The organism is Nonomuraea salmonea, from assembly GCF_042428605.1.
In the GTDB taxonomy this organism is placed as follows: domain Bacteria; phylum Actinomycetota; class Actinomycetes; order Streptosporangiales; family Streptosporangiaceae; genus Nonomuraea; species Nonomuraea salmonea.
Window position 1 is genome coordinate 162,360 of record NZ_JBHMCF010000061.1, and the last position, 19,799, is coordinate 182,158.

Genomic DNA, 19,799 nt, shown 5'->3' on the forward strand with positions numbered 1-19,799 from the left:
TGCATAATTTCCCGTGCTCGTAGATTGGCTGATCCGCGCGATGCGTGTCAATAACGTTGAGCAACCTTCGGCGGTGCGAACTGCTTCTTCTCGCCGTAACCCGCGACGGCGTGCCGCGAGCCACCCCTGCTCGGGATCACGAAGTGACCTTCCGGATGGACAATGTCAGGCGACGAGACCGCACGACGGCGAGGGGGACGGGTCCTGATGGCTGTGAACGCGGGCGGCGCCGGCCGGTTCGCCACCGACGGCCGGGTGCGGCTGATCACCAAGGTCGCGCACATGTACCACGAGCTCGGCATCCGGCAGGCCGACATCGCCGACGCGCTGCACATCTCGCAGACGAAGGTCTCCAGGCTGCTCAAGCGGGCCGGCGAGATCGGCATCGTCCGTACGGTGGTCGTCGTCTCCCAGGGCGTGCACCTGACCCTGGAGCAGGAGCTGGAGACCCGCTACGGGCTGCGCGAGGCGGTCGTCGTCGACGTCGAGGGCGACGAGTCGGAAATCATCGCCGGCATCGGCTCCGCCGGGGCCGCGTACCTCGAATCGACCCTGGCGGGCGGCGAGCGGATCGGCATCTCACCGTGGAGCCAGACCCTGCTGTCGGTGGCCGAGCGGCTGCACCCCCTGCGCGTGCCGGGCGCCGACCGCGTGGTACAGCTGCTCGGCGGCGTCGGTGAGGGCGCCGTCCAGGCCAAGGCCAACCGCCTGCTCGGCCACCTCGCCGAGCTGATCGGCGCCGAGCCGCTCTACGTCCAGGCTCCTGGCCTGGTCGGCAGCCCCGAGATCCGCCAGAGCCTGATCGGCGACGCGGCCATGCAGCCGGTGGCCGAGGAGTGGCAGCGGCTGACGATGGCGCTGGTGGGCATCGGCAGCGTGCAGCCCTCGCCGCTGCTGCGCGACAGCGGCAACGCGATCGCCCCCGCCGACCAGGACCACCTCATCGCCGCCCACGCGGTCGGCGACGTCTGCCAGCGCTTCTTCGACGCGACGGGCGAGCTGATCCACAGCGACCTCGACAGCCGCGTCGTCGGCATCGACCCGGAGGTGCTGCGCGCGATCCCGCGCCGCATCGGCATGGCGGGCGGCGAGCGCAAGCACGCGGCCATCCGCGCGGCGATCACCGGCGGCTGGGTCAACGTCATCATCACCGACGTCACGACGGCCCGCGCCCTGCTCGACGGAGACCCGCCGGCCTGACGGGGACGTACGGGGGTGTACACCGTAAACCCGCATGGTTTACGGTGTACACCATGACGACTGCAGCGGAGCGGATCGCCGACGCCGCGCGCGGCATCCTCGTCGGCGAAGGCGCCGAGGCCGTGACCATGCGGCGGGTGGCCGGGCTGGCCGGGGTGTCGCCCATGGCGGCCTACAAGCACTTCCCGAGCCGGCAGGCGCTGCTCGACAAGGTGGCCGAGCGGGCCTTCCGCGAGCTGGCCGAGGGCTGGGGGAGCCGGGCGCCGGGCGGGCCCTGGGAGGAGCGGGCGTTCGGGCTGCTGGAGGACTTCCTCGACTTCGCCCTGGGGCAGCCCCATCTGTACACGTTCCTCATGACCGACCGCCGCGAGCGGGCCAGGCGCTTCCCCGAGGACTTCCGCGGTGACGTCCCGCCGTTCGGGCTGCTCGTCGCGCTGGTCGAGGAGGGCATGCGGGAGAAGGTGCTGCGCGAGGACGACCCGCTGGAGGTGACGCTGACGCTGACGGCCTCCGTCCAGGGGCTCGTGCAGCTCTATCTCGGCGGCCGGATCGGCCTGGCGGAGGACGGCTTCCGCGAGCTGTGCCGGCGTACGGTGCGCAGGATCTTCGATGGCGTCCGTTAAGTGGTGGGCGGCGTCGGCCGTCCTGGCGCTCGTGGTAGTGGCGGCGGGGGCCGGAGCCTGGTACGGCAGCGACCAGTCGATCAAGGTCGTGCACTACGGCACCGGCAACGCCCAGGTGCTCGCCGTCCAGGGCGGCACCGTGACGCTCGCGAGGACGCTGCAGACCGCCGCGCCCGGCACGTACTGGCTGGAGTGGAGCGGCGCGCACACGATGCTCGGCGACGTCGTGTCCGAGACGCCGGGCCGCGTCACCCGCGAGGTGCTGCGCGGCCCCGTCCCCTCGGCCGGCACCCCCGGCCACTTCGGCAACGTGCCGCCGGGCGATCCGAAGGTCGCCTGGGGGATCGACTACACCGAAATCATGGTGCCCACCGAGCTGGGACCGGCGCCCGCCTGGTACGTGCCGGGCGACGGCACCACGTGGGTCGTCGCCGTGCACGGGCAGAACGGGCGGCGCAAGGCCGAGCTGAAGATCCTGCCCGTGGTGCACGAGCTGGGGCTGCCGTTCCTGGCCATCACGTACCGCAACGACGAAGGCGCCCCGCCCTCGCACGACGGCCTGCTGCACCTGGGCGACGCGGAGTGGCGCGACCTGGAGGCGGCGTTGCGGCACGCCACGACCATGGGGGCGCAGCGCTTCATCCTGTACGGCACCTCGATGGGCGGCCAGATCGTCGGCCAGCTCCTCGGCCGGTCACCGCTCGCGACCCTGGTCGACCGCGTCATCATGGACGCGCCCATGATCGACGTACGGATGACCGCGGAACAGGGCGCGCGCAACGCCGGCCTGCCCGCGTTCGTGGCCGGGCCGGCCGGGCTGGTCACCGAGTGGCGCACCGGCGTCGACACCGATCGGCTCAGCCTGATCCGCCACCCGCCCCGGGTCAGGCCGCCCCTCCTGCTGATCCACACCGTTCCGGACACCGAGCACCCGATCCAGGAGGCGTACGACCTCGTCACCACGGGCGCCCGGCTGGGCTGGCCGATCCGGTTCGAGCCGTTCGAGCGGGGCGGGCACACCGAGGCGTGGAACGTGGACCGCGCCCGCTACGACCGGCTCGTCCGCGACTTCCTCAGCGGCCGGAGTGGTGCTCGGTCAGGCGGGTGAGGAGGTCGACGAAGGTCCGCCGGTCGGTGGCGGACAGCGGGGCGAGGTAGTCGTCCTGGGCGGCGGTGAGCAGCCGGTCGAGGTCGGCGAGCTGCTTCCGGCCGGCCGGGGTGATGGTGATGACGTTGCGGCGGCGGTCGCCCGGGTCGGGCGCACGTTGGAGGAAGCCCTGGTCGGCGAGGTCGTTGACGGCCGCGACCACGTCGCTGCGGTCGATGCCGGTGCGGCGGCCGAGCTCGGCCTGGCTGGCCGGGCCGAACTCCTCCAGGGTGGCGAGCAGGGCGTAGTGGTAGCGGCGGGCCCCGGCCCCGGCGAGCGCCTGGTCCACGAGCCGGTTGGCGATCAGCGCCGCACCGTTGGTCAGCCTGGTCGGCAGCCTGCGCAGCCGCTCCGCCGGCGGCCCTTCGGGAGTGTTCACGAGCCGACCCTAACAAATGGTTGGCGCGACCCACGAATGCTGTTAACGTTGGTTGGGCCAACATTGGCCCAACCAACTAGTAAGGGAGTGGATCCATGCCCGCCTTCAGCACCCAGGTGATCGGCCAGACCGAGAAGGCCCTCAACGCCCTCCTCGACCGCCTGCTGGCCGGGACCGGCCTCACCGAACCCCAATGGGTGACGCTGACCCTGACCGTCGTCAGCGAAGGAACCCTGCCCGCGGACGCCCTCGCCGAACGCGTCGCCCACTCCTTGAAGGCCGACCAGGCCACCGTGCACCGGCTCCTCGCCGAGCTGACGGCGGCCGGCCTGGTCCGCACCACGCAGGGCGGCGTCGTCGAGCCGACCGAGCACGGCAAGTCCGAGTGGACGAGGGTCCGCGCCGCCATCACCGACGTCACCGGCCGGCTGTGGGGCGACCTGCCGCCGGAGGACCTGGCCACCGCGGGCCGCGTCCTCGACACCGTCCTGTCCCGCGCGAACACGCTGCTGTCCGCCGCCTGAACCAGTGGCCCACCTCACAGGGCCGCGCCGTCACAAGGGCCGGGGCGCCGCCGTCTCGTGGTCGTCAGCATGCCGCGAACGACGCGAGAGGACGGATGATGACACAGGCTCTGGAACTGCCCCTGCACATGCGGAGGAACGGGCTGGACCCGGTCGGGGAGCTGGCCCTGGCCCGCGACGGCGAGGGCGTGGTGCGGGTGATGACGCCGTTCGGCGTGCCCGCGTACGTGGTCTGCCGCTACGAGGACGTCCGCCGGGTGCTGGCGGACCCGGCCCGGTTCAGCAGCGCCCTGACCCCCATCCCCGGCACCGAGCGGATGGACGCCGAGGAGCGCGCCAAGATGCGGGCCGGGCAGCTGCTCGCCGCCGATCCGCCCGAGCACACCCGGCTGCGCCGGATGCTCACCCCCGAGTTCACCGTACGGCGCATGCGCAGGCTGGAGCCGCGGATCGCCGAGATCGTCGAGGCGGCGCTGGACGACCTGGAGCGGGCCGGCAAGTCGGCCGACCTGGTGGAGCACGTCGCGCTGCCGGTGCCGTCGCTGGTGATCTGCGAGCTGCTGGGCGTGCCGCCCGCCGACCGCGCGGCGTTCCACGCGCGTTCGGTACGCCTGCTGGACACCTCCCTGCCGATCGAGCAGCGCGTCCAGGAGCAGCGGGAGGAACGGGCGTACATGGCCGGCCTGGTCGCCCGCGCCCAGGCGGACCCGGGCGATGACCTGCTGGGCATGCTCGTCCGCGAGCACGGCCACGACCTCACCACCGACGAGCTGATCGGCATCGCCGGGCTGTTGCTGCTGGCCGGCCACGAGACGACCGCCAACATGCTCGGCCTCGGCACCCTGGCCCTGCTGTGCCACCCCGGCCAGGCGGCGCTGATCCGCGACGACCCGGCCATGGTCGAGCCCGCCGTCGAGGAGCTGCTGCGCTGGCTGTCCATCGTGCAGTCACTGCCGCCGCGCACGACCACGACGGACGTGGAGATCGCCGGTCAGCGAATCCCGGCGGGTTCGCTGGTGATCTGCTCGTTCCCCGCCGCCAACCGCGACCCCGCCCTGGTGGACGACCCCGAGACCCTCGACGTCACCAGGGGAGCGGCCGGCCACGTCGCCTTCGGCCATGGCGTCCACCACTGCCTCGGAGCGCCGCTGGCGAGGATGGAGCTGCGCATCGCCTTCCCCGCCCTCCTGCGCCGCTTCCCCGCCCTCGCCCTCGCCGAGGACCGGCTTGACTTCCGCGCCTCCAGCATCGTGTACGGCCTGCACCGGCTCCGCGTAACCTGGTGATCTTGACTCTCACGCCACGTCAGGCGGCACAGTGACCGCATGACCACTTCAGAGCACACCGTCGGCGCCATCGCCGAGCTGACCGGCGTCTCGGTCCGCACGCTGCACCACTACGACGAGATCGGCCTGTTGGAGCCGAGCGAGCGCAGCCCCGCCGGCTACCGGCTCTACTCGGCGGACGACCTGCGCAGGCTGCAGCGCGTCCTGTTCTACCGGGAGCTCGGTTTCGGCCTCGACGCGATCGGCGCGATTCTGGCCGACCCCGCCCGCGGGGACGCCGACCGGCTGGAGGAGCAGCGCGCGCTGCTCCTCCAGCGCATCGAGCGGCAGCGGGCCATGGTCGCCGCCATCGACAGGGAGCTGCACGCGCGCAGGCTCGGCCTCACCCTCACCCCGCGGGAACGGCTGGAGATCCTCGGCGGCACCCGGCTGGAGGACCGCGCCGATCGGGCGGAGGAGCGGTTCGGCGGGTCTGAGCTGTGGGAGCAGCGTCGGCGGCGCGCGTCGGCGTACTCGGCGGCGGACTGGGCGGAGATCCGCGACGAGCAGGCGGGCATCCATCAGCGGCTGCTCGACGCGATGAACGCCGGCCTGCCCGCCGGCGACCCCGCCGTCATGGACCTGGCCGAGGAGCACCGGCTGCACCTGCACCGGCGCTTCCACGACTGCGGCCACGACGTGCATCGGGGGCTGGCGCGGGCGTACCTCGCCAACGAGCGCGTCGGCCGCAACTACGATGACATGGCGCCCGGCCTGTCCCAGTACGTCCACGACGCCATCATGGCTAACGCCGACCGCGCCCAGCGTCAGAGGTTGTGAAAGAAGTTGCCGCCGAAGCTGCTGACGAAGAACTCGCTGTCGGTCGTGCGCGAGGTGTTGCTGACGAGCAAGGTGGCGCCGATGCCGAAGGCGATGTCCGGTTGGCGGACGACGAAGACGTGCACCTCCACCAGCTCGTTGTTCTGCCGCGCGTGGTGGAGGACGGGGTCTGGATGCTGAGACCCTTCGAGGATCGGCCGCGCGACGCGTGACGGCATGAGTACCCCATGCTCAGTTCCGCGCGTCAGGCGCGTGATCGCGGGCAAAGAGTCGAAATCGAACCGTTGACCCATCGGGTTGCAGTGTGACATTGTACTGCCTCAAGACAGCTCATCACCTGCGAAAACATACGCACCATGAGATAGAGGTGCAAGTGAAGTCACTGTCCATCCCCCAACGGACGCTGGTGATCGCAGCCGGTGTGCTCCTGAGTCTCGCGCTCGCGGGCTGCAACTCCGACGTGTCCCAGGTCTACTCCTCCAGCACTCCGTCCAGCGCCAAGACCGGCCCGGTGAAGATCGCCCTGCTGGCCTCCTCCAGCCAGAACGGCTTCAACAAGGCCGTCTACGACGGCGCCGTCGCCAAGGCGAAAGAGTACGGCGACGTCGAGGTGACCATCTTCGACGGCAAGTTCGACAGCCAGACCCAGTTCAACCAGGTCCAGAACGTCGCCAGTCAGGGCACCTACGACGGCATCCTGCTGGTCCCCAACGACAACGTGGGCATCGCCGCCGCGATCCCGGCGGCCGCCCAGGCCAAGATCCCGGTCGTCACCACGCTCTTCCCCGTCGGCCCCAACCTGACCGAGCTGAAACCCCAGGTGGACGGCATCGTGTCCACGGTCGCCGCGAACACGGAGGAGAACTCCAAGAAGCTCGCCGAAGGCGCGGTGAAGTACTGCGAGGACAAGGACCCGTGCCGGGTCGCGATCCTCATCGGCCAGCTCCAGTTCCCGTTCGACAACCTGCGCAACAAGGCCTACCGCTCGGTCCTGGACGGGCACCCCAACATCAAGGTGGTGGCCACCGGCCAGGGCAACTACGACCGCGACACCTCACTGAAGGCCATGCAGAACATCCTGCAGGCCAACCCCGAGCTCGACGTTCTGCTGTCCAACGCCGACCAGCAGACCATCGGCGCCCAGGTCGCGCTGGAGAGCGCGGGAGTCGACCTGAGCACGATGTACGTCACGGGCGGCGGCGGCAACCAGGAGGCCATCAAGCAGGTACGCGCCGGCAAATGGGCCGCCGACCAGGTGGACTTCCCCAACAGCATGGGCAAGGCCGCCGTCGAGCAGCTGGTCAACGCCGTGCGCGGCAAGCCGGTCACCCCGGTCGTCGACGCCAACACGCTGGGCCCCGTACCGGTGATCGTCACCAAGGAGATCCTCGGCGAGCACCCCGACTTCGCGGGCGAGTGGGCCGATTGATGGACGGACCGACCCCGGCGGTGGCCGTCACCGTCCGCGACCTGTCCGTCCGCTTCGGCTCCACCCAGGCACTCGACGCGGTCTCGCTCTCCCTCCTCGAAGGCGAGGTGCACGGCCTCGTCGGCGAGAACGGCGCCGGCAAGTCCACGCTCGGCAAGGTCGTCGGCGGGCTCTACCAGCCGGACTCGGGCGAGCTGGAGGTGTTCGGCCGGGCGGTGCACCGCTGGGACACCAGGCGGGCGCAGGACGCCGGCGTCGTGATCATCGCCCAGGAGCTGTGCCTGGTCCCGGCGCTGACCGTGGCGGAGAACGTGTTCCTCGGCAGGGAACGCCGCACGTTCGGCGTCCTGCACGGGGACCTGCGCGCCCGCTACCGGGAGCTGGAGGAGATCTGCGGCTTCGGGCTGCCCGCCGACGCGCCCGTCCACACGCTGCCGATCGCCGACCAGCAGAAGGTGGAGATCATGCGGGCGCTCGCCCGCGACGCGCGCGTCATCGTGATGGACGAGCCGACGTCCTCGCTGACCGCCGACGAGAGCGAGCGCCTGCACGAGATCATGCGCTGGCTGCGCGAACGCGGCACCACCGTCGTCTACGTCACCCACTTCCTGGACGACGTGCTCGCCAACTGCGACCGCGTCACCGTCATGCGGGACGGCCGGGTCATCAGGACGGCTCCGGCCGCGCAGGAGACCAAGGCCGGCCTGGTCGAGGCCATGCTCGGCGAGCCCGTCGACATGCTGCTGCCCGACCGGCCGCCGGCGCCGCCCCCTGACACGCCGCCGGTGGCCGAGATGCACGACGTGCGCGGCGGCGCCGTCCGGGGCGTGTCGCTGCGGGTGCGGCCCGGCGAGATCGTCGGGCTGGCGGGGCTGGTCGGCAGCGGCCGTACGGAGATCGCCCGCGCGCTGTTCGGCTGCGACCCCGTCGAGTCGGGGGAGGTGCTGTTCCGCGGCGAACCGGTCACCGGCGCCTCGCCGCGCGCGTCGATCGCCCGCGGCATGGCCATGATCCCCGAGGACCGCCGCGCCCAGGGCCTGGTGCTGCTGCGCCCGGTCCTGGAGAACGTCACGCTGCCGCACCTGGGCCGCTTCTCCCGCGCCGGGGTGCTGTCGCGCGGCGGCGAGCGCGCCGCGGTGCGCGAGCTGGTCGAACGCCTCGGCGTACGCCCGGCCGCGCTCGACGGCGACGTGTCGGTCTACTCCGGCGGCAACCAGCAGAAGGTGCTGTTCGCCAAATGGCTGCTCGGCCGGCCCGAGCTGCTCATCCTCGACGAGCCCACCAGGGGCGTGGACGTGGGCGCCAAGTCCCGCATCTACCAGCTCATCGTCGAGATCGCCGCGGCCGGCACCGGCATCCTGCTCATCTCGTCGGAGCTGGAGGAGGTCGCCGGCCTCAGCCACCGGATCCACCTCGTCCGCGGCGGCACGGTCATCGGCGAGGTGCCGGGCCCGGGGGCGTCCGTGGACGGGCTCCTGCAGCGCCTCTTCGAGGTCGAGCCACCCCCAGCGACAGAAGGAACCCCATGACCGCCACCGCACAGGCGCGAGCGGGATCCGGCGTGAACGTGCCGGCCCTGGTCCGCCACTACGCCGTCCTGATCATGCTCGTGGCGCTCTTCGTGGCGCTGAGCGTGTCGACGTCGTCGTTCCTCACCCTCACGAACCTGCTGAACATCCTCAACCAGAACGCCCCGCTGGCGATCATCGCGGTGGCCGGGACGCTCGTCGTCATCTGCGGCGGCTTCGACCTGTCCACCGGGGCCATCTTCAGCGTCGCGAACGTGGTGGCCGCCTGGGTCGCGCTGCATCTGAACAGCCCCGTGCTCGGCCTGATCGCCGCGCCCCTCGCCGGCGCCGCGCTCGGGCTGGTGAACGGCGCCGCGATCACCCGGCTGCGCATCCACTCGTTCCTCGCCACGCTGGCCTCCAGCCTCGTGTACGGCGGGCTCGCCGTGCTGATCACCGGCGGCTTCCTCATCAGCGTCCCGGCGGGCGGGTTCACCGCGCTCGGCCGGGGCGGCATCGGCCCGGTCTACTACGCGATCGTCATCCTGGCCCTCTTCGCGCTGCTGTCCGGCTTCCTGCTGAACCGCACGACCTTCGGCAGGTACGTCCTGTCCGTCGGCGGCAACGCCGAGGCCGCCGAGCTGTCCGGCATCCGGGTGAACCGCATCAAGCTGTACACGTTCCTCTACAGCGGCCTGGCCGCCGGCATCGCCGCCGCGATCGGGGTCTCGCGGATCGGCACCGGGCAGCCGCAGGCCGGCGACGGCATGCAGCTGCTCGCCATCGCCGCGGTCATCCTCGGCGGCACCAGCATCTACGGCGGCGTCGGCGCGATCTGGCGCTCGGTCTGCGGTGTGTACCTGCTGGCGCTGATCGACAACGGGTTCGACATCCTCAACGCGAACCCGTTCTTCAAGGACCTGACGACCGGCGTGGTCATCCTGGCCGCGGTGGCGCTGAGCGTGGCGAGCAGACGACGATGATCGACCTGTCCGTCCTGGTGCTGCCCGACCGGGATCCCGGGGCCTTCGTCGCCGACGTACGGGCCGCGGAGCAGCTCGGCGTCCGCACCGTCTGGACCTACGACCACCTGACCTGGACCCCCTTGAAGGACCGGCCCTGGCACGCCGCCGTGCCGATGCTGGCGGCGGCGGCCGTGTCCACCACCCGGGTGCGCCTGGGCACCCAGGTGGCCACGCCCAACTACCGGCACCCCGTCACGTTCGCCAAGGAGATCATGACGCTCGACCACCTGAGCGGCGGTCGGCTGGACATCGGCGTCGGAGCAGGCGCCGAGGGCGCGGACGCCGCCGTGCTCGGCGACCCGCCGCGCTCGCTCCCCGAGCGGGCCGACCGGTTCGCCGAATGGCTCGGCCTGCTCGACCACCTGCTCACCCACGACGTCAGCACCGTACGCGGCGAGCGCTACAGCGCCGTGGAGGCCAGGCAGATCCCCGGCTGCCTGCAGCGCCCGCGCGTGCCGCTGACCGTCGCCGCGACGGGGTCCCGCGCGATGGCGCTGGCCGCGCGGCACGGCCAGGGCTGGGTGACCTACGGCGCCTACCGCAGGCAGGACGCGCCGGCGGACTGGTTCGCCGCCGTGGAGAAGCAGGGGCGCAGGCTGGACGGGGTGCTGGCCGCCGCGTCTGATTCCGGCGGCCGCCCGCCGGGCGCGCTGCGCCGGATCGCGCAGGTGGCCCTGGACATGACCTGGCCGTTCGAGAGCCCAGGCCGCTACGCCGACTTCGCCGGCCGGCTGCGCGACGCGGGCTTCGACGAGATCACTCTGCACTGGCCGCGCGGGGACGACGCGAGGGGGATGCCGTCCGAGGCGCTGGAGCACGTCGCGGCCACGCACGCACTACCGAGAAAGGCGGAACGATGAGCAGGCTTGCGATCGACGTCGGCGGCACGTTCACCGATGTGGTGGAGCTGAACCCGGAGACGGGCGCGCTCAGCTTCGGCAAGGTCCCGACCACCCCCGACGCGCCGGCGCGCGGCGTCATGGACGCCTTCGGCCTGGCCGAGTCCGGCACGCCGGCCATCACGATGTTCACGCACGGGACGACGCTCGGGCTGAACGCGCTGCTCACCCGCACGGGCGCGCGCACCGCCGTGATCGGCACGAAGGGGTTCCGCGACGTCTACCTGCTCGGCCGTACCGACCGCAGGACGAACTACGACATCACCTACCGCAAGCCGCCCGCGCTGCTGGAGCGCTACGACACGTTCGAGGTGCGCGAGCGGTGCAGGTTCGACGGGAGCGTGCACACGCCGTTCGACGTCGATGACGCCCGCCGGGTGGCCGAGGTCGTCGCCGAGCGCGGGTACGGCTCGGTGGCGGTGGCGTTCCTGCACTCCTACGCCAACCCCGAGCACGAGCTGCGCATGCGGGAGGTGCTGGCCGAGGTCGCCCCCGACGTCGCGGTCACCCTGTCGCACGAGCTGTCCAGGGAGTACCGCGAGTACGAGCGGACCAGCACCGCCGTGCTGGACGCGTACGTCAAGCCGATCGTCCACCGCTACCTGCGCGAGCTGGAGGGCGAGCTGGCCGGCGGCGGCTTCTCAGGACGGTTCCTGATGACCCGCTCGGGCGGCGGCGCGATGACCGCGCAGGCGGCCCGCGAGCAGCCGGTGAGCCTCATCCTGTCGGGCCCCGCGGGCGGCGTCATCGGCGCGGCGGCGCTGTCCAGACTGCTGGACGAGCCCAACCTCATCACCATCGACATGGGCGGCACCAGCCTCGACGCCTCCCTGATCCTCGACCACGAGCCCGTCCTCTACCAAGGCGCGGAGTTCGAGGGGCTGCCGATCAACACCCCGTCGCTCTACATCCACACCATCGGCGCCGGGGGCGGCTCCATCGCCTGGCTGGACGAGGCGGACGCGCTGCAGGTCGGCCCGCAGAGCGCGGGCGCGGCTCCGGGCCCCGCCTCGTACGGCAGGGGCGGCACCGCGCCGACCTTCACCGACGCCGCCCTGGTGCTCGGCCACCTCGGCTCCGACAGCCCGCTCGGCGGCAAGCTGGCCCTCGACCGCGAGCTGGCCGACAAGGCGCTGCAGCCCATCGCCACCCGGCTCGGCCTGACCACCGAGGCGCTGGCGCGCGGCATCGTGCAGATCTCCACCATGAAGATCATGGGAGCGGTCCGCGCGATCACCGTGGAGCTGGGCCGCGACCCGAAGGACTTCGCGCTGCTGTCCTTCGGCGGGGGAGGGGGCCTGGTGGCCGTCGAGGTGGCCAGGGAGCTGGGCATCTCGACCGTGATCGTGCCGCCGGGGCAGGGCGCGTTCTCCGCGTTCGGGATGCTGCTCGCGGACGTGCAGCACGACTTCGCCCGTACCCTCGTCACGCCGCTGGCCACGCTCGACGCGGCCGCCGCCGACGCCGTCTACCGGGAGATGGAGGCGGCGGCGGTCGAGCAGCTCGCATCGGAGGGCTTCGGCCCTGACCGGCGCGCGCTCACGCGCACGCTCGACGTCCGCTACCAGGGGCAGGAGCACTCGGTCACGGTCGCCTTCCCCGATGATCCCGCCGCGTTCGCCACCGACGTCGCCGCCGCCTTCGCCGAGCTGCACGAGCGGCAGTACGGCCACACGATGGACGACCCGGTCGAGGTCACCACCCTGCGCCTGCGCGCTACCGGCACCGTCGACAAACCGGAGCTGCCGACCGTGGCGGAGCGTACGTCGGGCGAGCCCCACCCGGCCGGCACCCGCCAGGTCCATCTGTCGGCGGACGAGCCGGCCGTCGAATACCGCGTCTACACGCGCGAGGACCTGCTGGCCGGCGACGTCGTCGCAGGGCCCGCGGTGATCACCGAGCACACGGCCACGTCCGTCATCCACGCCGGCGACTCCCTGCGCGTCGGCCGCTACGGCGAACTGGTCATTTCCGTGAACGACAGGACTGGGAGGCAGCAGTGAGCCCCACCACCACGACGGACTCCATCACGACGGAGATCATCCGGCACGGCCTGCTCGCCGCCGCCGACGAGATGGCCCGCAACCTGTGCCGCACCGCGTACAACACGGTCGTGTACGAGATCCACGACTACGGGATCGGCATCCACGACGCCCAGGGCGACGTGGTGGCCGACGCGCCGGGCATCGCGGTGTTCACCCGGGGCAACGACCACGGCATCAAGCGGGCGGTCGAGTTCCTCGGCCGGGACGCGCTGGAGCCGGGTGACGTGTTCATCCTCAACTATCCGTACTGGGCCTCGGCCCACACCCTCGACCCGCTGGTGTTCGCCCCCATCCACCACGAGGACGAGCTGATCGGCTTCGCCTCCTGCCGGATCCACGTGCTCGACCTCAAGCAGAAGGACCCCGGCTACGTCCTGGACTCCACCGACATGTACCAGGAGGGGCTGTTCTTCCCCTGCTCCAAGCTCTACCGGCGCGGGGTGCAGAACGACGACGTGTTCAACATCATCCGCTTCAACAGCCGGATGCCGGAGCGGACCATCGGCGACATCCAGGCGCAGGTCTCCGCGTGCGTGACCGGCGTGCGCCGCACCCAGCAGATCGCCGCCAAGTACGGCGCCGGCGTTCTGACCGCCGCGATGGACGCCATCAACGACCACGGCGAGCGCCTCGCCCGGCTGGCCCTGGCCAAGCTGCCGAAGGGCACGTGGACGGCGCACGACTTCGTGGACAGCGACGGCGTGGACGCCGACCGCCTCATCAAGATGAACGTCACCGTGACCATCGGCGACGACGAGATGGTCATCGACTGGACCGGCAGCGAGCGCGACGTCAAAGGCCCCATCAACCTGCCCGTCGGGCAGACGGAGGCGTTCTGCAGCCTCGTCTTCAAGGCCCTGACCACGCCGGACACGCCGGTCGTCGCGGGCAACTTCCGGCCGCTGCGGGTGGTCACCGAGCCAGGATCGGTCATGCACGCGGTGCCGCCCATGCCGACGTTCACGCTGTGGACCGGGCTGCTCGGCGGCGAGGTCGTGCTGAAGGCCCTGGCCCAGGGCATGCCCGACCGGGTGCCCGCCTGCTCGGGCGGTGACGTGTGCTCGATGATGGGGCTCGGCGTCAACCCGCGTACCGGGGAGGCGTGGCTGGAGGCCACCAACGAGGCCGTCGGGTTCGGCGCGCACGCGGGCGGCGACGGCGAGGACGGCATCATGCACCTGTCGGAGCCGGGCTGCCGCAACAACCCGGTGGAGGTGCTGGAGACCAAGTCGCCGATGTTCATCGAGTCGTACGGCTACCGCCCCGACAGCGGCGGTCCCGGCCGGCACCGCGGCGGCGTCGGCGTGGGCCGTACGTACCGCTTCACCGCTCCTTCGACGGGCATCTGCCTGGTCTACAAGACCAGGACGCAGCCGTGGTCGATCGGCGACGGCCTGCCCGGCGAGAGCAACCACGTCATCCTCAACCCCGGCACCGGCCGCGAGGTCCGGCAGGGCGGCAGCTACAACCGCCTGGACGCGGGGGAGGTGCTGGTCAACAACACCGGCGGCGGTGGCGGCTACGGCGACCCGTTCGAACGCGAGCCCGCTCAGGTGGCCGCGGACGTCCGCAACGGCTTCGTCAGCGTGCAGTCCGCGGCCCGCGACTACGGCGTGGTGGTGGACCCGGTCACGTTCGAGGTGAACCAGGAGGCCACCAGGCGGCTGCGCGTCGGCGCCGCAGGTCCCGCCCGGCGAGGATGAGCCAGAGGTACGGCACCGGCAGCATCGCCCGCCGGAACAGGTGCGCCTGGTCCCCGTGACCGAAGCCGCGGGCCGGCGGCCAGAGCCACACCTGACTCGGCGCGTCGTACCTGCGGGCCAGCCGGAGCAGGGGCAGGGCCTGGCCGATGAGCCAGAGCCCCACCACCGTACGAGCCTGGCCGCGCACGTCGCAGGTCGCGCCGGGCCGGGGACGCCGCGCGCCGCCGGAAGGGGAACGATCTCCCGTCCTCTCTCGCACATATCGGGCCAACCGGTTCTCCGCTTGAGATTGCTAGTCATTTCAGTCATGATTGAAATAACTAGCAACAAAGGGGGATGAGCCATGGAGCACGTGACCTTCAACAGCCTCGGCACCCGGTGCGCAGCGCCCTGCCCTACCCGCAGGGCCGTCCTGAAGTGCCGCGCCGGCGTCTACGAGCCGGTGGCCGCCATGGCACAGTGAACCGGCCGACGATCACCACAGAAGGACACGGACGATGACCACTGAGGAAGAGCGGGACCGCACGCTGCGCTGGGTCGAGCGGGTGGCGGCGTTCTGCGTCGAGGAGTGGGGGCTGCCGCCCATCACCGGGCGCATCCTCGGCTGGCTGATGATCTGCGACCCGGCCGAGCAGTCCGCCGGTCAGATCGCGGACGTCATCCAGGCCAGCCGGGCCTCGCTCACCTCCAACATGCGCTTCCTCACGGCCATCGGCCTGGTCAAGAAGGTCCGCAGGCCGGGCGATCGCACCGCCTACCACCGCATCGAGGACGACGCCTGGCAGAAGGTGATCCAGCGCAAGCTGGAGAGCCTGAGCGCGTTCGGCGAGATCGCCGACGAGGGGCTCGCCATCGCGGGCGGCGACGAGCGGCGCGCCGAGCGGATCAAGGCCGCTCACGACTCGCTGACCTGGCTGCAGGACCTCGCCACCCGCCATCCCCTACGCCGCTGAGGAACCACCATGCACCCCCGACTCGGGCTGATCCAGGAAACGCTGCTGCTCACCCTTCATGCCAAGGCCCTGGACGCCGGGCGGCCCGCCCCCATCCTGGGCGACACGCTGTCGGCCGAGCTGGCCGCCGGCATCGACTACGACTTCGCCAAACTGAAGATCAAGCCCAGCCTGGTCGTCACCACGGCCCTGCGCACCAGGAGGCTCGACGACGCGGTCCGCGCGTACGTCGCCGCCCATCCCGGCTGCGTGGTGCTCGACCTGGGCTGCGGGCTCGACCCCAGGGTGCACCGCTGCGACCCGCCGCCCGGCGTCGACTGGTACGACGTCGACTTCCCCGAGGTGGTGAAGCTGCGCGACGCCTGCCTGCCCGGCCGCTCCCACCTCGTGGGAGCCGACCTCACCGGCTCCGACTGGCTGCAGGAGATCCCCGCCGACCGGTCCGCGATGATCGTCGCCGAGGGGCTGCTGCCCTTCATGCCCGGCGACACCTTCCAGGCCATGGCCCGCGCGCTGACCGGCCACCTGCCCTCGGGCGAGCTCGCGCTCAACGGCTACACCCGCTTCGCGGCCTGGGCCATGAAGTACCACCCGACCATCAGGGCGCTCGGCATCCGCGCCGCCCAGGGCTTCGACGACCCGCGCGAGCCGGAGTCCTGGGGCGCCGGCCTCGCACTGGAGGAGGAGCAGATCCTCACCCGCGCCCCGGAGACGGCAAGCTTCCCGCAGCCCCTGCGCGCGCTGACCCGGCTCACCGCCCGCAGCACCGCGCTGTCGCGGCAAGGCGTCAGGGTGCTGCGCTACCGGTTCTGAGGCCGGTGTGCCGGGCGCACACGTACGGGGCGGCGAAAGTGTGGCGGGCGGCGCTGGAACGGCCGCCGGGATCCGGCGACGATGGCGGGCGTCGCCGGTGCCCTGCGGACAGGAGATTCGATGCGTTACCTCTGGACGGTCGCGGTGCTGCTCACCGCGCTGCTGGTGCCGGTGCCCGCCCAGGCGACGACCCCGTCGTACCTGACCCTGGAGGCCACCTACACCAGCGTCGCGAACGGCTGGTCGAGGGTGGAGCGTTACCTCGACACCACCTCCGGCTTCACCCAGGAGAGCTACCCGCCGGACGGCCGCGGCGACCAGGACGGTCAGCGGCTGACCTTCTTCGGCGGCGTCAGGCGGCCCTTCTCCGGCCGGTTCCTGCTCTACTACGCGCCCGGCTGGAACACCAACCCGAAGAGCACGCCGGTGCTGCTGGTGCACGGCGCCAACGACAACCCCGACAGGGCCTGGGCCAACCCCGGCGAGTCGGGCGGCTTCGGCTGCGGGGCCATCACCTGTCCGTGTACCGGGCTGATGCAGCGCCTGGTCGACGCGGGTCACCGGGTGTTCGCGATCGGGTTCGCCCACAAGGAGGGCGACAACTTCATGCAGGCCCAGCAGGTCGGCGACGCCATCGCGGTCATCAAGGACAGGCTCGGCGTCTCGTCCGTGGACCTGGTGGGGTGGAGCAAGGGCATGATGTCCACGCGCATGTACGTCTCGTCCGTCAAGCCGGGCTGGGGCCGCTCGTACGCAGGCGACGTCCGCAAGCTCGTCACGATCGGCGGGCCCAACGCCGGCTACGACTACCCGTTCGCGCACGGCTGGGCGCACGACCTGTCGATCTGGCCCGAGTGCGGCGGCCAGGTCAACTCGCCCGCGCCGCACACCCACATGACCTGCTACGGCGTCTACGCCTACCGTCCCGAGTTCTCGTTCGTGCCGACCGGCGGGTACGACGCCTACCCGGGGCAGCGGCAGATGCTGGCCCGCTTCGACGGCACGTACGGGATCGACCAGACCCAGCAGGACTGGTACACCACCTACTACGGCGGCCAGGGCTTCTTCACCGCGGGGCCGGGCATCCAGGCGGCGATCGACGCCGGGTCGCTGATCTCGCGCATCCAGCAGGCGGGGGTGCCGTCGTCGGTGGCGACGTACCTGCTGGCCGGCGGGTCGCCCACGGTCGTCGGCATCTACAACGAGAACCGCGGGCCCAGCGACGGCGTCGTGTTCACCACCAGCGCGCTGTCCAGGACCGGCATCGGCAACGTGGCCGGCACCGCGCTCGTCGCCACCGCCAACCACCTGACGCTCGGCTGGCATTCCTCGGTCGCCTCGCAGGTGGCGAGCTGGCTCAACTGAGGCGGCGGCCGCCCGCCGCGACGACCGCCCAGCCGGCCGCCGCCGTGGCGGCCACCAGCAGGGCCAGCGCGCCCAGCGTCCGGCCGTCGGGGTGGATCAGCGGCTGACCGCGTACGGCCTGCCACGTCACCAGGACGATCAGCCCCGCGTACGCCGCGGCGGCCACGAGCGTCAGGCCCACCCGGGTCCGCTCGGCACGCAGCCGGGCGACCCGGCCGGCCGGCAGCCCGAGCACCAGCGCCACGGCCAGCATGACCTGCAGTCCGTGCAGGCCGACGAAGTGCGGGATGCGCAGGTCGCCGCCGACCGTGCTCCAGCCGGTGAGCGGCAGCCCGGGGCCGCCGTCCGGGACGCCCACGTTGTGCTGGGAGGCCAGGGGGACCGCGTGGCCGGCCGCGTCGATGGCCGTCCACACCTCGGCGGACCTCGCCGGGATCCAGAACCCGAGGCCGATCCCGGCGATCACGAAGGCCAGGCCCGCGCGGATCGCCCAGGCGAGCACCCGGTCGCCGACCCGCTGGAAGATCAGCAGCCCGGCGAGGACGAAGTTCGCGAGCATGAGCAGCTGCACGCCGATGCCGAAGACCAGCATGATGCCGTCGGTGAACGGGTCGTCCGCCTGGTTGAAGTGGCTGAACGTGCCGCGCGCCGCCTGCACCACGACGACGCCGACGTCCACCATGCCGGTGACGGCCAGCAGCGTCGCCATCCACCAGGTCCAGCGGCCGGCCTTGTGCGGCAGGCTCAGCAGCCAGGCGAGGGTGAGGCCGTACACGATGAACGACACGGCGAACTTGAGGGGTTTGGCCCAGACGGACGCGCCGAGCAGGACGCGGTCGTCGGTCACCATGCCGACGGCCGAGACGGCCAGCAGCAGCGTCATGGAGGCGACCATCAGCAGGAGCGGGCGGTGCAGGCGCCGCACCGCGGGACGGACGGGTTCGAGGACCTCGGGCATCGGCCTGCCCTTTCGAAGCGGGAGCCGCAGGGGGGAAGGAACAGCCTCCACGCTAGGAATCGGGGTGGTTCCGCCCCACCCCGGCGACCCCCCAACCGCAGGACGGCCAGCCCTTCCCCTAGGGGTAGGGCCAGCCGTACCGACCACCTCGGAACTCGTCCGCCGCCTCGCGCCAGGACCCGTCACACCGCTGAGGCGGAGGCCAGGTAGTCGCCGTGCTCCAGGTCGTCGAGCAGGGCCGGGCGGACGGGGGACCAGCCGAGCAGCTCCTGGGTGAGGCGGCTGGAGGCGGGGCCGTCGAAGGCGTACACCTTGGCCATGAACGGGGTGACGTAGTGGGCGGCGGCCTCCTCCGGGGTGAGCGAGACCGCCGGGACGCCCAGGCGGCGGCCGATGACCTCGGCGATGTCCCTGAACGTGACGCCCGTCTCGGCCACACCGTGCAGCACGCTGCCCGCGGGCGCCTGCTCCAGTGCCAGCCGGAACAGCACCGCCGCGTCGAGCCGGTGCACCGCGGGCCACCGGTTCGCGCCGTCTCCCACGTACGCCGAGACGCCCTTCTCCCGCGCGGTGGCGATCAGCATGGGGATGAACCCGCGGTCCTTGGGCCCGTGGACGGTGGGAGCGAGCCGCATCGCGATCGCCCGCACCCCTCGCGCGGCGAAGTCGAGACACGCCCGCTCGCCGGCGATGCGGAAGGAGGCGAGCCCGTCGGGGTCGGGCTCGTCCTTCTCGGTGAACTCCCGCCCCTCGGGCATGACCAGCGTGCCCGAGGTCATGATGAGCGGCCTGCCGGAGTGCTCCAGCGGCCGGCCGAGCGTCTCGATCGCGGTGACGTCGCGCCGCCTCATGGCGTCGGGGTCGGAGAAGTCACCGCCGTACGCCATGTGCAGGACCCCGTCGGCGGCCTCGGCGCCGGCGCGCAGGACGTCGAGGTCGTCCAGGGAGCCGCGGACCGGCTCGGCGCCCAGCGACCTCAGCAGGGCGGCCGTGGTGTCGGAGCGGGCCAGGCCGGTCACGGTGTGACCGGCGGCGACGAGCTCGGCGACGACGGCGGGGCCGGTCTGGCCGGTGCCGCCGGTGACGAAGACATGCATGACACTCTCCCGATGATGTCAGTGAC

Annotated in this window: 19 protein-coding genes; 15 read left to right on the plus strand and 4 right to left on the minus strand. The window is 71.8% G+C overall.

The genetic code is table 11. The annotated features are described in order from the left end of the window. The first annotated feature begins 207 nt into the window (after positions 1 to 207). The 3 genes from ACFFR3_RS48175 to ACFFR3_RS48185 are packed head-to-tail and all read left to right on the plus strand — an operon-like array spanning position 208 to position 2,931. Positions 208 to 1,200, plus strand: coding sequence for a sugar-binding transcriptional regulator (locus ACFFR3_RS48175; protein WP_345406303.1), 993 nt, complete (start codon positions 208 to 210; stop codon positions 1,198 to 1,200). Positions 1,201 to 1,253: 53 nt separating this feature from the next. Then, the gene (locus tag ACFFR3_RS48180; protein ID WP_345406306.1) at positions 1,254 to 1,823 is read left to right on the plus strand and encodes a TetR/AcrR family transcriptional regulator; all 570 of its coding nucleotides are present in this window, start codon (positions 1,254 to 1,256) and stop codon (positions 1,821 to 1,823) included. Beyond that, positions 1,810 to 2,931 carry an alpha/beta hydrolase family protein gene (locus ACFFR3_RS48185; protein ID WP_379485372.1) on the plus strand — a complete coding sequence of 374 codons (1,122 nt, stop codon included), beginning with the start codon at positions 1,810 to 1,812 and terminating at the stop codon, positions 2,929 to 2,931. Before ACFFR3_RS48180 ends, ACFFR3_RS48185 begins: the two co-directional genes overlap by 14 nt. Here ACFFR3_RS48185 and ACFFR3_RS48190 read toward each other — a convergent pair. After that, positions 2,897 to 3,349, minus strand: a complete 453-nt coding sequence (locus ACFFR3_RS48190; protein WP_345406318.1) for a MarR family winged helix-turn-helix transcriptional regulator — start codon at positions 3,347 to 3,349, stop codon at positions 2,897 to 2,899. The genes ACFFR3_RS48185 and ACFFR3_RS48190 overlap by 35 nt on opposite strands. A 95-nt stretch (positions 3,350 to 3,444) precedes the next feature. Between ACFFR3_RS48190 and ACFFR3_RS48195 the strand changes: the two genes are divergently transcribed. From ACFFR3_RS48195 to ACFFR3_RS48205, 3 genes are all read left to right on the plus strand, one after another. Then, complete coding sequence (locus tag ACFFR3_RS48195; protein WP_345406321.1) at positions 3,445 to 3,873, plus strand: MarR family winged helix-turn-helix transcriptional regulator; 429 nt, start codon at positions 3,445 to 3,447, stop codon at positions 3,871 to 3,873. A gap of 95 nt (positions 3,874 to 3,968) precedes the next feature. Continuing rightward, the gene (locus tag ACFFR3_RS48200; RefSeq protein ID WP_379485373.1) at positions 3,969 to 5,159 is read left to right on the plus strand and encodes a cytochrome P450; all 1,191 of its coding nucleotides are present in this window, start codon (positions 3,969 to 3,971) and stop codon (positions 5,157 to 5,159) included. Positions 5,160 to 5,198: 39 nt separating this feature from the next. After that, positions 5,199 to 5,978 carry a MerR family transcriptional regulator gene (locus tag ACFFR3_RS48205; RefSeq protein WP_345406327.1) on the plus strand — a complete coding sequence of 260 codons (780 nt, stop codon included), beginning with the start codon at positions 5,199 to 5,201 and terminating at the stop codon, positions 5,976 to 5,978. Here ACFFR3_RS48205 and ACFFR3_RS48210 read toward each other — a convergent pair. Beyond that, complete coding sequence (locus tag ACFFR3_RS48210) at positions 5,966 to 6,271, minus strand: hypothetical protein (protein ID WP_379485374.1); 306 nt, start codon at positions 6,269 to 6,271, stop codon at positions 5,966 to 5,968. The two genes, ACFFR3_RS48205 and ACFFR3_RS48210, sit on opposite strands and share 13 nt — an antisense overlap. An 80-nt stretch (positions 6,272 to 6,351) precedes the next feature. Between ACFFR3_RS48210 and ACFFR3_RS48215 the strand changes: the two genes are divergently transcribed. The 9 genes from ACFFR3_RS48215 to ACFFR3_RS48255 all read left to right on the plus strand — a co-directional run bounded on the left by ACFFR3_RS48215 (position 6,352) and on the right by ACFFR3_RS48255 (position 17,718). Then, positions 6,352 to 7,407, plus strand: a complete 1,056-nt coding sequence (locus ACFFR3_RS48215; RefSeq protein WP_379485375.1) for a sugar ABC transporter substrate-binding protein — start codon at positions 6,352 to 6,354, stop codon at positions 7,405 to 7,407. Beyond that, positions 7,407 to 8,936, plus strand: a complete 1,530-nt coding sequence (locus ACFFR3_RS48220) for a sugar ABC transporter ATP-binding protein (protein ID WP_379485376.1) — start codon at positions 7,407 to 7,409, stop codon at positions 8,934 to 8,936. The genes ACFFR3_RS48215 and ACFFR3_RS48220 overlap by 1 nt, the downstream gene beginning before the upstream one ends. Continuing rightward, positions 8,933 to 9,898: an ABC transporter permease gene (locus ACFFR3_RS48225; RefSeq protein WP_345406343.1), complete on the plus strand. Its 966-nt coding sequence runs from the start codon at positions 8,933 to 8,935 to the stop codon at positions 9,896 to 9,898. Before ACFFR3_RS48220 ends, ACFFR3_RS48225 begins: the two co-directional genes overlap by 4 nt. Next, positions 9,895 to 10,800 (plus strand): LLM class flavin-dependent oxidoreductase, encoded by a 906-nt coding sequence (locus ACFFR3_RS48230; RefSeq protein ID WP_379485377.1) that lies wholly within the window; start codon positions 9,895 to 9,897, stop codon positions 10,798 to 10,800. The genes ACFFR3_RS48225 and ACFFR3_RS48230 overlap by 4 nt, the downstream gene beginning before the upstream one ends. After that, positions 10,797 to 12,842, plus strand: a complete 2,046-nt coding sequence (locus ACFFR3_RS48235) for a hydantoinase/oxoprolinase family protein (protein ID WP_345406349.1) — start codon at positions 10,797 to 10,799, stop codon at positions 12,840 to 12,842. Before ACFFR3_RS48230 ends, ACFFR3_RS48235 begins: the two co-directional genes overlap by 4 nt. Next, positions 12,839 to 14,587, plus strand: coding sequence for a hydantoinase B/oxoprolinase family protein (locus ACFFR3_RS48240; protein ID WP_379485378.1), 1,749 nt, complete (start codon positions 12,839 to 12,841; stop codon positions 14,585 to 14,587). The genes ACFFR3_RS48235 and ACFFR3_RS48240 overlap by 4 nt, the downstream gene beginning before the upstream one ends. Positions 14,588 to 15,084: 497 nt before the next feature. Further along, positions 15,085 to 15,540, plus strand: a complete 456-nt coding sequence (locus ACFFR3_RS48245) for a GbsR/MarR family transcriptional regulator (RefSeq protein ID WP_345406355.1) — start codon at positions 15,085 to 15,087, stop codon at positions 15,538 to 15,540. A gap of 9 nt (positions 15,541 to 15,549) precedes the next feature. Next, a complete protein-coding gene (locus tag ACFFR3_RS48250) occupies positions 15,550 to 16,353 on the plus strand; it encodes a class I SAM-dependent methyltransferase (protein ID WP_379485379.1) in 804 nt (267 codons plus the stop codon). A gap of 120 nt (positions 16,354 to 16,473) precedes the next feature. Next, the gene (locus ACFFR3_RS48255; RefSeq protein ID WP_345406358.1) at positions 16,474 to 17,718 is read left to right on the plus strand and encodes an esterase/lipase family protein; all 1,245 of its coding nucleotides are present in this window, start codon (positions 16,474 to 16,476) and stop codon (positions 17,716 to 17,718) included. Here ACFFR3_RS48255 and ACFFR3_RS48260 read toward each other — a convergent pair. Next, positions 17,711 to 18,676 (minus strand): hypothetical protein, encoded by a 966-nt coding sequence (locus ACFFR3_RS48260; protein WP_364375031.1) that lies wholly within the window; start codon positions 18,674 to 18,676, stop codon positions 17,711 to 17,713. The two genes, ACFFR3_RS48255 and ACFFR3_RS48260, sit on opposite strands and share 8 nt — an antisense overlap. Before the next feature lie 182 nt (positions 18,677 to 18,858). Then, a complete protein-coding gene (locus ACFFR3_RS48265) occupies positions 18,859 to 19,773 on the minus strand; it encodes an SDR family oxidoreductase (RefSeq protein ID WP_345406367.1) in 915 nt (304 codons plus the stop codon). Positions 19,774 to 19,799 lie beyond the last annotated feature (26 nt).

Bases quoted from the DNA above. Each gene is read 5' to 3' on its own strand.
- ACFFR3_RS48175 (WP_345406303.1), top strand. From the start codon at position 208: ATGGCTGTGAACGCGGGCGGCGCCGGCCGGTTCGCCACCGACGGCCGG.
- ACFFR3_RS48180 (WP_345406306.1), top strand. From the start codon at position 1,254: ATGACGACTGCAGCGGAGCGGATCGCCGACGCCGCGCGCGGCATCCTC.
- ACFFR3_RS48185 (WP_379485372.1), top strand. From the start codon at position 1,810: ATGGCGTCCGTTAAGTGGTGGGCGGCGTCGGCCGTCCTGGCGCTCGTG.
- ACFFR3_RS48195 (WP_345406321.1), top strand. From the start codon at position 3,445: ATGCCCGCCTTCAGCACCCAGGTGATCGGCCAGACCGAGAAGGCCCTC.
- ACFFR3_RS48200 (WP_379485373.1), top strand. From the start codon at position 3,969: ATGATGACACAGGCTCTGGAACTGCCCCTGCACATGCGGAGGAACGGG.
- ACFFR3_RS48205 (WP_345406327.1), top strand. From the start codon at position 5,199: ATGACCACTTCAGAGCACACCGTCGGCGCCATCGCCGAGCTGACCGGC.
- ACFFR3_RS48210 (WP_379485374.1), bottom strand. From the start codon at position 6,271: ATGGGTCAACGGTTCGATTTCGACTCTTTGCCCGCGATCACGCGCCTG.
- ACFFR3_RS48220 (WP_379485376.1), top strand. From the start codon at position 7,407: ATGGACGGACCGACCCCGGCGGTGGCCGTCACCGTCCGCGACCTGTCC.
- ACFFR3_RS48225 (WP_345406343.1), top strand. From the start codon at position 8,933: ATGACCGCCACCGCACAGGCGCGAGCGGGATCCGGCGTGAACGTGCCG.
- ACFFR3_RS48230 (WP_379485377.1), top strand. From the start codon at position 9,895: ATGATCGACCTGTCCGTCCTGGTGCTGCCCGACCGGGATCCCGGGGCC.
- ACFFR3_RS48235 (WP_345406349.1), top strand. From the start codon at position 10,797: ATGAGCAGGCTTGCGATCGACGTCGGCGGCACGTTCACCGATGTGGTG.
- ACFFR3_RS48245 (WP_345406355.1), top strand. From the start codon at position 15,085: ATGACCACTGAGGAAGAGCGGGACCGCACGCTGCGCTGGGTCGAGCGG.
- ACFFR3_RS48250 (WP_379485379.1), top strand. From the start codon at position 15,550: ATGCACCCCCGACTCGGGCTGATCCAGGAAACGCTGCTGCTCACCCTT.
- ACFFR3_RS48255 (WP_345406358.1), top strand. From the start codon at position 16,474: ATGCGTTACCTCTGGACGGTCGCGGTGCTGCTCACCGCGCTGCTGGTG.
- ACFFR3_RS48260 (WP_364375031.1), bottom strand. From the start codon at position 18,676: ATGCCCGAGGTCCTCGAACCCGTCCGTCCCGCGGTGCGGCGCCTGCAC.
- ACFFR3_RS48265 (WP_345406367.1), bottom strand. From the start codon at position 19,773: ATGCATGTCTTCGTCACCGGCGGCACCGGCCAGACCGGCCCCGCCGTC.